The 12137-nt window shown below is 59.4% G+C and carries 15 protein-coding genes and 2 pseudogenes; 11 read left to right on the top strand and 6 right to left on the bottom strand.

Translation table 11 applies throughout. The features are described from left to right. Nucleotides 1-2 precede the first annotated feature (2 nt). The 3 genes from B5527_RS32920 to B5527_RS32910 are packed head-to-tail and all read right to left on the bottom strand — an operon-like array spanning nucleotide 3 to nucleotide 2526. The gene (locus tag B5527_RS32920; protein WP_079605210.1) at nucleotides 3-749 is read right to left on the bottom strand and encodes a haloacid dehalogenase type II; all 747 of its coding nucleotides are present in this window, start codon (nucleotides 747-749) and stop codon (nucleotides 3-5) included. Beyond that, complete coding sequence (locus tag B5527_RS32915; protein ID WP_079605209.1) at nucleotides 746-1588, bottom strand: dienelactone hydrolase family protein; 843 nt, start codon at nucleotides 1586-1588, stop codon at nucleotides 746-748. Before B5527_RS32915 ends, B5527_RS32920 begins: the two co-directional genes overlap by 4 nt. 53 nt (nucleotides 1589-1641) lie before the next feature. After that, on the bottom strand, nucleotides 1642-2526 hold the full coding sequence (locus tag B5527_RS32910) for an amidohydrolase family protein (RefSeq protein ID WP_079605208.1): 885 nt from the start codon (nucleotides 2524-2526) through the stop codon (nucleotides 1642-1644). 107 nt (nucleotides 2527-2633) lie between these two features. On the opposite strand from B5527_RS32910, the gene B5527_RS32905 reads away from it, so the two are divergent. From B5527_RS32905 to trpA, 4 genes and pseudogenes are all read left to right on the top strand, one after another. After that, the gene (locus tag B5527_RS32905; RefSeq protein WP_079605207.1) at nucleotides 2634-3110 is read left to right on the top strand and encodes a MaoC family dehydratase; all 477 of its coding nucleotides are present in this window, start codon (nucleotides 2634-2636) and stop codon (nucleotides 3108-3110) included. A 19-nt stretch (nucleotides 3111-3129) separates the two neighbouring features. Continuing rightward, complete coding sequence (locus B5527_RS47210) at nucleotides 3130-3318, top strand: MaoC family dehydratase (protein ID WP_276329289.1); 189 nt, start codon at nucleotides 3130-3132, stop codon at nucleotides 3316-3318. Beyond that, complete coding sequence (locus B5527_RS47205) at nucleotides 3306-3566, top strand: MaoC family dehydratase (RefSeq protein WP_276329288.1); 261 nt, start codon at nucleotides 3306-3308, stop codon at nucleotides 3564-3566. Before B5527_RS47210 ends, B5527_RS47205 begins: the two co-directional genes overlap by 13 nt. A 366-nt stretch (nucleotides 3567-3932) precedes the next feature. After that, nucleotides 3933-4021 (top strand): annotated as a pseudogene (gene trpA, locus B5527_RS44770) (tryptophan synthase subunit alpha); the annotation flags it as partial. Nucleotides 4022-4651: 630 nt separating this feature from the next. On the opposite strand, the gene trpS reads toward trpA, so the two are convergent. Next, nucleotides 4652-5677, bottom strand: a complete 1026-nt coding sequence (trpS, locus tag B5527_RS32895; RefSeq protein WP_079605206.1) for a tryptophan--tRNA ligase — start codon at nucleotides 5675-5677, stop codon at nucleotides 4652-4654. 223 nt (nucleotides 5678-5900) lie between these two features. Here trpS and B5527_RS32890 point away from each other — a divergent pair. From B5527_RS32890 to B5527_RS32870, 6 genes and pseudogenes are all read left to right on the top strand, one after another. Continuing rightward, nucleotides 5901-6168: pseudogene (locus tag B5527_RS32890) on the top strand (IS1595 family transposase); the annotation flags it as partial. Nucleotides 6169-6409: 241 nt separating this feature from the next. Beyond that, nucleotides 6410-6556, top strand: a complete 147-nt coding sequence (locus B5527_RS44765; protein ID WP_154072645.1) for a hypothetical protein — start codon at nucleotides 6410-6412, stop codon at nucleotides 6554-6556. 676 nt (nucleotides 6557-7232) lie between these two features. Beyond that, on the top strand, nucleotides 7233-7937 hold the full coding sequence (locus B5527_RS32885) for a hypothetical protein (protein WP_154072644.1): 705 nt from the start codon (nucleotides 7233-7235) through the stop codon (nucleotides 7935-7937). 217 nt (nucleotides 7938-8154) lie between these two features. After that, the gene (gene ykgO / locus B5527_RS32880; protein WP_002718645.1) at nucleotides 8155-8280 is read left to right on the top strand and encodes a type B 50S ribosomal protein L36; all 126 of its coding nucleotides are present in this window, start codon (nucleotides 8155-8157) and stop codon (nucleotides 8278-8280) included. Nucleotides 8281-8387: 107 nt separating this feature from the next. Next, complete coding sequence (locus tag B5527_RS32875; protein ID WP_079605204.1) at nucleotides 8388-9041, top strand: tetratricopeptide repeat protein; 654 nt, start codon at nucleotides 8388-8390, stop codon at nucleotides 9039-9041. Between the two features lie 123 nt (nucleotides 9042-9164). Continuing rightward, nucleotides 9165-9419 carry a hypothetical protein gene (locus B5527_RS32870; protein WP_079605203.1) on the top strand — a complete coding sequence of 85 codons (255 nt, stop codon included), beginning with the start codon at nucleotides 9165-9167 and terminating at the stop codon, nucleotides 9417-9419. Between the two features lie 35 nt (nucleotides 9420-9454). On the opposite strand, the gene B5527_RS32865 is transcribed toward B5527_RS32870, so the two are convergent. Then, nucleotides 9455-9637 carry a hypothetical protein gene (locus B5527_RS32865; RefSeq protein WP_079605202.1) on the bottom strand — a complete coding sequence of 61 codons (183 nt, stop codon included), beginning with the start codon at nucleotides 9635-9637 and terminating at the stop codon, nucleotides 9455-9457. Nucleotides 9638-9798: 161 nt separating this feature from the next. Here B5527_RS32865 and B5527_RS32860 point away from each other — a divergent pair, with 161 nt between their 5' ends. Next, nucleotides 9799-10566 (top strand): DUF3750 domain-containing protein, encoded by a 768-nt coding sequence (locus B5527_RS32860; RefSeq protein ID WP_079605201.1) that lies wholly within the window; start codon nucleotides 9799-9801, stop codon nucleotides 10564-10566. A gap of 215 nt (nucleotides 10567-10781) precedes the next feature. Here B5527_RS32860 and B5527_RS32855 read toward each other — a convergent pair whose 3' ends face one another. Beyond that, complete coding sequence (locus tag B5527_RS32855) at nucleotides 10782-12080, bottom strand: IS4 family transposase (protein WP_172842477.1); 1299 nt, start codon at nucleotides 12078-12080, stop codon at nucleotides 10782-10784. Between the last annotated feature and the right edge of the window lie 57 nt (nucleotides 12081-12137).

The following is a 12137-nucleotide window of genomic DNA, read 5'->3' as shown; positions in this document are numbered from 1 at the left end:
ATTCAAGACTCATGAGCCGCGACCAGGGCGGGCAGTTCTGCGAGCGCGTGGATGCGATAATCGGGCTCGAGCCCCAACTCGTCCATCTGGGTCCGGATCGCCTTGAACATCGTCAGCGGGGCAACGGAATCGTTTTTGACGCAAGCCAGCGCCATCGCTTCCGGCGTCACCCGTTCGATCCAGGCGACGTTGAGGCCGAAGGCCTTGGCGCCGCAGGCGTCCCATGGGTTCGACGACACGAACAGAACTTCCGCGGGCGGCACGCGGAGGACGGATTCGATCAGGGTGTAGGCGTCGGGCGCAGGCTTGAAGATTTTCCGGGAGTCGATGCTGATGGTGGCGTCCAGCACGCGGTCGAGACCGCTGTTATGGACCAGCGCATTGAGCATGCCGGGGCTGCCGTTGGAAAGAATAGCCAGCTTGCGGCCTCGCATCGCCGCAAGTGCCGCCGCCGCATCCGGATAAAGATCGAGATGCAGATATTTCTCCATGATGCGCTCGAATACGCCGGCGTCGTGTTTCAGTCCGAGCACCCTGAGCGTGTAGGCCAGCGAATCCGCCGTGATGACCGAAAAATCCTGATAGCGCCGCATCAGCGAACGCAGCCAGGTGTATTCGAGCTGCTTGATGCGCCAGACCTGCGTGATCATCTCGCCATAGCCGGGAAAAGCCTCCTCTGTGACGGCGGCGACCGACTGAACGTCGTAGAGTGTGCCATAGGCGTCGAACACGACGGCTTTGATGGTCATCTGGCCTGCTCCTTTCCGCCGATGGTCGCGTCAAGAAACTCGCGAACCGCGTCGATCGATCGATCCGTTGCCGGCTGGTTGAATTCGAGGTGATGTCCGAAATATTGAATGGGCGTCTGGAGGGTGACGGCATCGAAGGCATGGTAGGCGCCGGGATAGACGACGAGCTGCACCGGAGCGCCTTCACCCTTGTGCCTGGATATTCCCCAATCGTCCCGGCCATCCACCATGTTGCGGCACTCCAGCGCCGGGGTCCAGTCATCGAGTTCACCGATCAGGATCAATGTGGGAACGGTCATGTTGCCCTTGAAGCCAAGGCATGGCGGATAGAAAGCGATCGCCGCACGGAACTTGTTTTGGGATATTTGCTCGACCGCGCCATGTTCGACCGAGGTGAGAGCCAGCCATCCGCCCTGCGAAAAACCCAGCGCCACGACGCGAGCGGGATCGACGAATGGCTGGCGCACCAGAAAGTTCAAGGCCCGGTACGCATCGAAGGCCAGATCGACAGGAGCGCCGCCGCCGCAGGTGTTTTTCAGGCCGCGCGGACCAAAGCTGTCGACCGTGAGCGTCACATAGCCCCAGGCTGCGATCCTCTTTCCCCAACGCTCGTCGAGCCGCCGCCAATTGCCATTGCATCCATGCAGCAGCACCACGGCGGGAAAGGGACCTGCCATATTTGGCTGTCTCAGGTAGCCCTGCAGCGGCAACCGGCTGGCCAGCGGGTTCTCGAATTCAACGACGGTCCCGGACGGCTCGGGCTGAGCCGCAAAGCATTCGACCGCATTTCCGATCAAGAGCGCGGTGACGAACGCAGCGGCTTTGCAGAGCTTCGCCAAGGATCACCATTTCAAATGACGGTACTACATCCGCAGAATGATCGAATGTCGTTTCAGATACCCAACAGCCTGCGCGCGTTGGCCTTCAACACTTTCGGCCTGATCTCGTCGCGGATCTCGAGTTTCGAAAAGTCCGACAGCCAGCGGTCGGGCGTGATCACCGGCCAGTCCGAGCCGAACAGCATCTTATCCTGCAAAATGGAGTTGATATAGCGCACCAGGATCGGCGGGAAATATTTCGGTGACCAGCCGGAGAGGTCGATGTAGACGTTGGGCTTGTGGGTCGCGACCGACAGCGCCTCTTCCTGCCAAGGGAACGAGGGGTGGGCGAGAATGATCTTGAGGTCGGGAAAATCCGCCGCCACATCGTCCATGTACATCGGATTGGAATATTTCAGCCGCATCCCCATGCCGCCGGGCATGCCGGAGCCGACGCCGGTCTGGCCGGTGTGAAACAGCGCGATCGCGCCGCCGTCGTTGATCGCTTCGTACAGCGGATAGGCCATGCGGTCGTTCGGATAAAAGCCCTGCATGGTCGGATGGAATTTGAAGCCCTTGACGCCGAATTCCTCGATCAGCTTGCGCGCCTCGCGAACGCCGAGCTTGCCCTTGTGCGGATCGATGCTGACGAACGGGATCAGCACGTCGGAATTCTCGGCGGCGACTTCCAGCATCTCGTAATTGTTGTAGCGGCGGAATCCGGTCTCGCGCTCGGCGTCGACCGGAAAGATCACCGCGGCGATCTTCTTGGCGCGGTAATAGGCCGCGGTTTCCGGCACCGTCGGCGGATGCTTGTTGGGCGATTTGAAATAGTCGGCCATCTGGGCCTGGAAATCATCGTAGCCGTCATCGCCATGCATGCCGCAGGGCTCTTCGGCATGGGTGTGGATGTCGATCGCGACGACGTCTTCAAGATTGGGCAGCTTCAATTTGGACATTTCGATTTCCCGGCGGCCGCTCGATTGTACAGCGCTGCGAATTGATTATACCATATAACAAAATTGGCAAGATAGCCGGAACAAGACCACGAAAACGGGAGGACATCATGGCGCAGGCGGAAGCCTTCGAGACCGATTTCTGGAAAGACGCCAACCTGCGAAAGCTCTGGGACGACATCGTCCCGGGCGAGCCGCGCAAGACCATCCCCTACACGCTGACGCAGGAGGCGATCGCCTTGTACTGCAAGTCGGTCGGCGAAGATCATCCTGTTTATTTCGATGAAGCCTACGCCAAAACCACCCGCTATGGCGGGCTGATCGCGCCGCCGTCGATTCACATCCTCTTGATGTTTGCCTGTACGCCGGCCGATGACTGGATGCGCAGCCCCGGCACCGTCAATGCCGGGCAGTCCTGGAGCTACCATATCCCGGCGCGGCCGAACGACACCATCCGGCTCGAAGCCCGCGCGCTCGACAAGTTCATCAAGCGCGAACGGCTGTTCGTGGTGCACGACAATGTCTTCTTCAACCAGCATGGCGCGGTGATCTGTTCGGGCCGCGGCTGGACCATCCGGCCGCAGTGACACGCGAGGGAGCGGAATCATGACCGTGACGTTCGAAAGCCTTCGCGCCGGCGACACCATCGAGGGGCCGCAATTCGCGGTCAGCCGCGAATCCATTCGTTTGTTTTGCGACGCTTCGCTCGACTACAACCCGCTGCATCTCGACGACGACTACATGAAGGGCAATTTCGGCAAGACCAATTTCGGCGGATCATCATGCACGGGATGAACAATTTCGGGCTGATCTCGCGGATGATCACCGACTGGGCCTATCGGGCCGGGGCCATTCACCGCCGCCTCGAAACCAGATGGGTCAAGCCGGTGCGGCCCGGCGACACCATCCAGCCGACCGGTATCGTGAAGTCGAAACAGGCCACGGCGAATTCGCGCTGGGTTCTGATCGACGTCATGGTGAAGAACCAGAACGACGAGAAGGTCGCCACCGGCGAAGCCATGGTCGAGTTTCCGCTGGGGTGAAGTCGGCGGGCATTTCGAGTGCTCGCGCCGAAGCGGCCGAAAGATCATCTGATGGTGGTCAATCTCTCCGGCCGCGGCGACAAGGACATCCCGCAGGTGGCGGATATATTGCGGGGAGGAAGAAGTGAATATCGGCGTTGAGTCCGTGGAGAGAGCCCCCACCCTAACCCTCCCCCGCAAGCGGGAGAGGGGACCGACCGGGATTGCGGCGCGAGAATCGATCGCGAATGGACTGTCATCGATTACGAACGGATTATCCATGAGGCAAGATCTGCTCCCTCTCCCGCTTGCGGGGGAGGGCCGGGGTGGGGGTCTCTCCGCGGGCACACGCTTCGAGGCGAAGCACAACGCAGCTGGCGCCGCATCATGATCACTCGCATCGACGGCCGCTTCGCCGAACTAAAAAACAAGGCCGCTCGGCCTTCATCACCTTTCTGATGGCCGGCGATCCCGATTCTTTCTTTTTGCCGCTGCATGGATTGCTTCGCTCGCAATGACGCAGACACACTTTCGCATTCTCGCGGCGCGATGCGTCCGAGGTTTGCAATAATCTCCGCCCTGAAAACAGAGGGCGTGGGGAATGCCGGGCGCCCGATGCACCCGCAGCCTCGTGTGCGCTATTGGTAGTAAGTATGCACACGAGTATTCACAGCGAGCCATCGGAAAACACCCGACATTCCCGCACGCAATGGTTTACGGCTTATACCGTGCTCTCCCCGGTGATCGGCTTTCTTGCCACCGTCGTTACGCGGATTAATCCGCAAACTTGACGCCAGCGTCGGGGCGTCAGGACCACACGTCTTCGCCGTCCGCGAGCAGGCGCTTTCGTCATCGGCGCCGCCCCCGTCCATCGCATCCAACCCCGCGTCCGTGACGATCGCGATACGCCCCTCTGTGGGGTGGACGGCTAGGAATATAGACTGATTTGCGTATTCGGAAAAACAGAATATTTTTTCAAAAGGGGCTGGACACGAAATCGGCAAGCACGCCCGTCGGGCAAATCAGGCTGAATCGCCTCAATAAATTCGCCTTCGCGCGCAAGTCCGGAAGGTGGGTAGAACCTCCTCGGACAACGCCGGGCGGTCTCATGCCGTTCCAGCGAGCGAAAACAACCCCAGACCGTCACGCAATTCATCGAGAGTTGATTGAGTTATCGCGCGCGCTTTAGCAGTGCCGGAGCGCAGAACATCGAACACATAACCGGGATCGCGGGACACCGCCGCGCGACGTTCGCGAATCGGTTTCAGAAGCTCCTGCAGCACGTCTTCAAGGCGACGCTTGACGACCACGTCGCCAAGCCCTCCGCGCCGGTAGCGCTCCTTCAATTCATCGACGGCGGCGCGGTCGGTATCGAACGCGTCGAGGTATGAAAAGACGACATTGCCTTCGATCATCCCGGGATCGGAGACGCGCAGGTGGTTCGGGTCGGTGTACATGCGATTTACAAAAGCCCGAATCTCGTCAGGACCGGCGGAAAGCGAAATCGCGTTACCCTGGGATTTGCTCATTTTCGTCTTCCCGTCGGCGCCGGGAAGCCGCCCCGTCGAGGGAATGAGCGCCTTTGCCTCCAACAACAGCTCGCGACCGACCTGTCGATTGATCCGACGAACAATTTCATTGGTCTGCTCGATCATCGGAGCCTGATCCAGTCCGACGGGCACGACCGTTGCCTTGAATGCCGTGATGTCTGCGGCCTGCGCCACGGGGTAGCACAGGAAGCCCGCGGGAATGTCACGTTCGAAGCCCCGCATCTGAATTTCATCCTTGATGGTCGGATTGCGTTCCAATCGGGAGACGGAAACAAAATTGAGATAAAGCTGTGTGAGTTCGGCGAGCGCGGGCAATGCGGATTGCACGCAAATTGTCGTTTCCGCCGGATCGATGCCGACGGCCAGATAGTCAAGCGCCACTTCCATCACGTTGCGGCGCACCTTTTCCGGATCGTCGATATTGTCGGTCAGGGCCTGCGCATCAGCCAGCAAGACGAACTGCCGATGGCTGTGCTGAAGAGCCACCCGGTTTCTCAGGGAGCCCGCATAGTGGCCGAGGTGAAGAGGACCAGTGGTGCGATCGCCGGTGAGAATGACGGGTCGCGCAGTCTCGACAAACATATGGCTTCTCCTGGCTGGAGCCGCCGCGATTGGAGACTTGTCGGAAGACGACCTTGCTCACCGATCACGGCGGCGAAGGTCGTTGAAGTCGAAATAATAACGCCATGCCGCTCCTTAAGAGGAGCGCCACCAAAGTGATTTGAGCGGTGTGCATTTAAGCGTCATGCGCGAAACATGGCATTGATGCTCGCGCGCGGCAAGACGAATTGCCAGCGGCGCGTGTGCCGGATCGCGTCTATTCGAAAAAATCCTCACCAACGTGCACCGCAAGGCCACCCTGGTTAGGGATGAAAGCAAACTTTACAAATTGCTCGGCAAGGGCGGTATGCGCGGGACCTATACGTCTGCGGTGACCAGCACTTACGGCACTATCTCTCGGAATTTGCATTCCGTTATAACAATCGTCCGGCCTTGACGTTAGCGATGGGGAACGGACGGCGAAAACTCTCAAGGGTATCGAGGGCAAGCGCCTGACGTACCGGCCGACTCACCAAGATCAGTTACAAGAAGCATGCGGCAGGGCGCTTTCGAGCTTGGAAAAGCCGCAGGGACCGCGCTGAACGTAAACGTTAAAAATCAGAGACTTAGCAAGTTATCCCCAGAGGACCACGTTCTAATGATATCAACCGCTTAAGCCAAAATGTGTTTAACACGCCATTAACTCCACGGACCCCGGCGTTTGTGCGCCCGTCAAATATCTGCCCTCCTATCGCGGAAGAGACGGGGGATCAGATGAAAAAGACGAAGATTCCAGTCGCCAAGCAGCATTGGCTATTTGGTCTTGCCGCCTGCCTTTGGCCGATTGCCTTTGCCATCGTTGGAATTTGTGGTGGCTTTCCGCTTAAGCTTGCCGGAGCGATTCTTGGTCGCCTTCGATAGCTTCATTTCCTCGTGCGGCTTTGGCTTTATGCGCACGAGCGCAAGCGTCTGACGTATCGTCAAGCTAACTAAGCCGAATTTCAAAACGTCAGGCCCGGCGCTTTCTGCGTTGGCGTGGAAAACGGCCAAAATAGACTCGACTCAAAATAGCAGCCGGCTCACCATTCACGCACTACGGCCCCAAACGGCGCTGCACTCGCAATGCAGATACCCCGAATGGATACGTCGTAGCCCATGCCCAGCCCGGATGCCCTCGCCACCACACCCGGCGATTCCGCAAAAGGACAACTGGGAGCGACATGGGGTCCGTCGGAGGTGATGCTAGCTCGCCAATGATGGGCCGATGCACCCATGAACGACGGCTTATTCGTTCGATGGGAGCTTCACCGCAAACCCTTTTGGGCAAGCGGCGCGCTGCTGCCCGGAGGAATACGAGATGCGCAAGCAACTCATCATCCGGTGTTCTGTAAAAGTGGACGTAGCCGCCTGCCTTCGGGCCGTCGCGCTATTTGTTTATCTTTTTACGTGAACGAGGGCGGGAGGTTGGCTTGCTAGCCTCCCGTTTCTTCGGCTTCTCCTTCAGCGGCTTGTGCGGCGTGTTCAATGCGCCCTTGAACGCAGTTTCGAAGCGCGCTTGGGCTTCCTTTTCTCAGAATAATCATTGGGTGGCTTAGTCATGTCTTCAGACGATCCAGAGCCGGTTAAAACGAGCTACTATGGCGGTCTTTTAGCGGCGATTGGAGGACATGAAAAACTGTGGAGTTGGGATTGGACGTACAACCCCAACCTTAAAGATCATATGCACGCGCTCGGAGTCATTGCCGCCAATTACAACGAGTTGGAAGGCAATTTCTATCGACTTTTCTTCCTAACCCTAGGCAAAATCCAAGTGGGGAAGATGGTTTTCTCAAAGCTAAACAACGCTGAGCGCATAGAAATAGCGTTGAAAATGGCGGAATACGAAAAACCCGAGTTTCGCGACCGATACGAGCATTTCATTTCTGGCTACGGAATTTCGACCGAAAACAGAAATATTTTATTGCACTCAAAGGCCCATAACGCATGGCCAAGAGACATTTCTGTCTCGCATCTAACCTTAGCCAAGCCATCTAAGAAAAGCTTCGATGAAAATAACTTCATCAGCCTGGATCTTTCGGAGCTTCGATCCGTGGCCGACGACTTGGCCGCACTCACAATGTTTGGGTCAGGCCTGTTCTATTGGAGTTTCGCGTCGCTAACCGGAGGCGTAATTACTTGGGATGGCGGCGAAACCGCAACGCCGCCATTGCCTGAAAAACCTCCCGCACCACGTAGGCTGGCTCTCTCACCTCAACCAAATCAAGCAAGCGTTCTTCCCCCGCCAGAATCATCTGCGGAGTAATCTCAGGCGCGCCAGTTTAGAATAGGTCCGAAACGGGCTCTTCACTATATTTCGGGTCATGTGATCCCCGCCGCGCCGCCCCCGCCCGCATTGACATTCCACCGCCGCATGGCTTAGAAACCGCGCGTCCCGGGTGGCACGGCCGCCGGCGGGATTAAGCCCATTTGCCACTTTTCGGCCTGTCCAGCACGGCCTTTCAGAGCATCAGGATTGTCCCATGAAGGTCCGTAACTCGCTGAAATCGTTGCGTGGACGCCACCGCAACAACCGTCTGGTCCGCCGCAAGGGTCGGGTTTACGTGATCAACAAGGTTCAGCGCCGTTTCAAGGCGCGTCAGGGCTGAATCAAGCCTGAAACGCGCGCTCGGGCCTTCACGAAATCTGCCGCCATCACAGGTCTTTGACGCCATCGCTGCTTTGCAGTGCGTTTTTCTGCGTCTAGACTTTGGCGATGGCATTCAGATTCTCTCTCGCGCGCAACTGCCACCTGGCCCTGCTCGTCACCGCTGTCATCGCCGTGGCGCCGATGGCGGCGTCGGCGCAGGATCCGGGGCCGGGCGCGCCGAAGCAGCAGAAAAAACTGCCGGAGCCGCCGGGCAAGCTGCCGAAGGTCGGCACTGACAAGACGCGCGGACTGGACTTCCTGTTCGGCGCGCTGAAGGCGGCGCCCGATGAGGCCAGCGCCAAACATGTCGAGGCCCGGATCTGGGCGCTGTGGATGCAGACCCCCAGCGACACCGCGGCCCTGTTGATGGTGCGGGCCAAGGCCGCGATGGACGCCCAGCAGATGGATGTTGCGCTGAAATTGCTCGATGCCGTGGTCAAGCTGCGTCCCGATTATGTCGAGGGCTGGAACCGGCGCGCGACACTGTATTACCTGCAGAATGATTACGCCCATTCGCTCGAGGATATCGAGCAGGTGCTGGTCCGCGAACCCCGCCATTTCGGCGCGCTGGCGGGACTCGGCATGATCATGCAGGATCTCGGCGACGACAAACGCGCGCTCGACGCCTTCCGCAAGGCGCTCGCCGTCAACCCGCACCTCGACAAGGTGCCCGAACTGGTCAAGACCCTGACCGAAAAGGTCGAAGGACGCGACATCTGATCGATCGTTTGACCGATCGGAGTGCGGGCCGATTAACCACGGCGACGGACAATCCGCCTTCAGCCGGAACGGTTTTCGTCAGGCCGCACTTGACCGCTTGACCCCCATCGCAGGAGCAAAGCCATGAAATCCCTGATGCTGGCCGGCGCGATGACGCTCGCGATCGGAACAAGTTGCTTCGCGGATGGCCTGTATTGGGTGGTCGGCAACCGCGCCACCAGCCAATGCGAGATCGTGACCAGCAATCCGGTTGTGACGGGCGATATCTGGTTCGAGGACGGCCCCTATAAATCCGTCGAGGATGCCAAGCTGGCCCGCTCGACCATTAGTGCTTGCCCGAAGGGCGATCCGGCGGCCGACCAATCGCAGGTGGAGTAGGATCCCGGTTCAACTGCTTCTGAATCAGACTCTAGCTAGTGCAGAACGCTGCTGCCGCGCTCGAACGGCCCGCCAATGGCAACCGCTGCGTAGAGCTGCTGCAGTTCAGCCTCCAGTTGCTCGTTGACCAGCAGCAGCGCCCTCAGCGCGCCGCGCACGTCGCCGTTGCAGCTCGCCACGATTTCGTCGATCGCGGCTTCATTCGATCTGGACATCATCGAAAATCCTCCAAATATCCCCTGACATAATTTTTACTGCCCGTCCCGGGTTCCTGTGGATTACGTGGATAGGTCCGGTGGCGACAGCTTCGATGACGCGTGCACTTCGCATGGCAAAAGTGCTCATCGTCCCCATATATAAAACTGCTGATGACGGCTTTATGAAGAATGCGTGCCGTCCAGAGTTGCCCATTGTGAGAAAATCCGTGATTGGCCTGCTGTTTTTGCTTGTTGCCCCGATCACGGTTTCGTCAGTGAAATATATGCTGGGGGATCGTTCCGTCGACTGGCAGAGCGCCGACCGCTCCAGCGCCGGTCTTTTGCCGTCACCCGCGCAACACCCTGACGCCTTGGTGCGGGTTTTCGCCGCGCGGACGGTTCGCTGGCGCGGAATCTTCGCGGTCCACAGCTGGATCGTGGTCAAGGAGTCCGATGCACCCCGCTATACGCGCTATGATTACACGGCCTGGGGCGAACCGATCCGCGTCAACGGCTTTGCGCCCGACGGGCGTTGGTTCGGCGATATGCCGAAGGTGATCGCCGCGGCCGATGGCGACGCTGCCGATCGCATGATCCCCAAAATCCGTGCCGCGATCGAGGGCTATCAGCTGCGGTCTTACGGCGATTATCGCGCTTGGCCGGGACCGAATTCCAATACCTTTGTCACCGCGGTCATGGCCGCGGCCCCGGAATTGCGGGCCACGCTGCCGCCGACCGCCATCGGCAAGGATTTTCCCTACAATGGCGGCATGTTCGGACTGACGCCTTCGCGAACCGGCGTTCGGGTCACGCTCGGCGGCTATCTGGGACTGACGGTCGGCTGGGTCGAAGGCATCGAGATCAATTTTCTCGGCGCGGTGTTCGGCCTCGACCTGCGGCGGCCGGCGATCAAAATGCCGGGACTGGGACGGCTTGGTTTTGGTGCTTGAGGGATTGTGGCGGCCCTGATCCGGCATTGGCCGCCAAACTCGCGCGCCGTAAAACCGTAACTAAAGCGTGATGGTTTTAATTTGAATCGGTGTGCCCTTCACCTCTCCCCAGCGGGGAGAGGTCGATTTGCGCAGCAAATCGGGTGAGGGGGCGCTGCACCAACGATAGACCGTAACCCCTCACCCGGCGCTACGCGCCGACCTCTCCCTACGGGCTAAGGCGTGCACACATCTCTGAGTCTCCAACCCTGAGCCATTTGTTCGAAGCGATGCCAGCCACGGCGCATGGTGATTGGGCCCGGTGGGCGTTCGGAGGTGTAACCGGTCCAGCCACCGAGGCGCGCAACAATCCAGGCGAGCCAGCCGATCGATCGCCTGGGATGAGGATTTTTCTGCTTGGCTGTTTTGCCTTCGAGACGGATCTGCAAGGCCTCGAGCATTGGCAATTGTTCCACCGCTACCACGTCGGTGGCCGGGCGATCGACCGTGCCGTCGCGGGCGAGGACGAGCTGCATGATCTTGGTGGCGGCAATCATTGCGATGGCGGCAAGCTTGAACAAGGCATCGGCCGCTTCGACCTGGCTGCTCTCAAGGTCGAGACCCTGGCTCTTGCTGGTGCGGAACAGCTGTTCGACGTGCCAGCGCTCGCGATACCAACCAACGATCTCCAAGGCCTGCGCAACCGTCGTAACCTCATGAGTGGTAAGCAGACGCCAGTGGATCGGCCCCTCGACGGCGGTATCAAGCTCCCTGACCTCGACCAGACGCAAGGTCAATTGATGCGCGGCTGCGGGATCGCTGCAGTTGCCCGGGCGCTTGATCGTCACTTCGCCAAAGCGCAGCGCCACCTTGGCCGTGCGAGCCGGGCGACCGGGCTGGGCTCGGACCTCCAGCTTGAAGCGATGCCGGACCGGCCAGCTTTCGGTAATGCCAAACAGCCGACCGCCACCCACCAAGGCGCGATCACGACAGGCACGCGTGAGCAGATGGGTGCGCGCGTCAGGTATCCGGTCAAACTCTTCGTAAATATCGCTCTCGCGGTCGCCGATCACGGTGACCATCGCTGCCGCAGCAAGCGCGCTCTTGGCGCTCGCCGCCCCCTTAATCCAACGATAGGATTCTTTCTCTTCGATCGGTTGACGCCGGTAATCAGGGGACGCTGGCCCCTGACGCGTCCAGATCTGCATTCCAGCCAACCCGAGCAAGGCTCCGCTGCCCGCATCAATCGCCAGCACGGGGTGCACAAACAAGCCCGGATCGCGTCCGTTGCCGGATGGCCCAAGACCCCGGACCCGTCCGGCGTGCCTGGCATAGTTCAGTTCCGTCGTGTCCTGGATTGCAAGCACATGCAGGCCCGCGACACGGTCCGACAGAACTTCTGCATTATGCACAGCAATTTCGTTCGCTGTCACATTCGGATTATTCAGCCAGCGGCTGAACCCCACCCACTCAGCTCGGCCGTCGGACGCCGCACGCAGGTTCATCGTGACGCGTTCAACGGCGCGCTGCAACAACAGCGCCCCCTTTTGGCCAGTCGCACATCGCCAAAGCGACCGACTGACCAATCCATC

The sequence above is a fragment of the Bradyrhizobium erythrophlei genome (assembly GCF_900129425.1).
Lineage (GTDB): Bacteria > Pseudomonadota > Alphaproteobacteria > Rhizobiales > Xanthobacteraceae > Bradyrhizobium > Bradyrhizobium erythrophlei_C.
This window is presented reverse-complemented; position numbering and strand designations above follow the sequence as displayed.

Bases quoted from the DNA above. Each gene is read 5' to 3' on its own strand.
- B5527_RS32920 (WP_079605210.1), bottom strand. From the start codon at position 749: ATGACCATCAAAGCCGTCGTGTTCGACGCCTATGGCACACTCTACGAC.
- B5527_RS32910 (WP_079605208.1), bottom strand. From the start codon at position 2,526: ATGTCCAAATTGAAGCTGCCCAATCTTGAAGACGTCGTCGCGATCGAC.
- B5527_RS32905 (WP_079605207.1), top strand. From the start codon at position 2,634: ATGGCGCAGGCGGAAGCCTTCGAGACCGATTTCTGGAAAGACGCCAAC.
- B5527_RS47210 (WP_276329289.1), top strand. From the start codon at position 3,130: ATGACCGTGACGTTCGAAAGCCTTCGCGCCGGCGACACCATCGAGGGG.
- B5527_RS47205 (WP_276329288.1), top strand. From the start codon at position 3,306: ATGCACGGGATGAACAATTTCGGGCTGATCTCGCGGATGATCACCGAC.
- trpS (WP_079605206.1), bottom strand. From the start codon at position 5,677: ATGTTTGTCGAGACTGCGCGACCCGTCATTCTCACCGGCGATCGCACC.
- B5527_RS44765 (WP_154072645.1), top strand. From the start codon at position 6,410: ATGAAAAAGACGAAGATTCCAGTCGCCAAGCAGCATTGGCTATTTGGT.
- B5527_RS32885 (WP_154072644.1), top strand. From the start codon at position 7,233: ATGTCTTCAGACGATCCAGAGCCGGTTAAAACGAGCTACTATGGCGGT.
- ykgO (WP_002718645.1), top strand. From the start codon at position 8,155: ATGAAGGTCCGTAACTCGCTGAAATCGTTGCGTGGACGCCACCGCAAC.
- B5527_RS32875 (WP_079605204.1), top strand. From the start codon at position 8,388: ATGGCATTCAGATTCTCTCTCGCGCGCAACTGCCACCTGGCCCTGCTC.
- B5527_RS32870 (WP_079605203.1), top strand. From the start codon at position 9,165: ATGAAATCCCTGATGCTGGCCGGCGCGATGACGCTCGCGATCGGAACA.
- B5527_RS32865 (WP_079605202.1), bottom strand. From the start codon at position 9,637: ATGATGTCCAGATCGAATGAAGCCGCGATCGACGAAATCGTGGCGAGC.
- B5527_RS32860 (WP_079605201.1), top strand. From the start codon at position 9,799: ATGAAGAATGCGTGCCGTCCAGAGTTGCCCATTGTGAGAAAATCCGTG.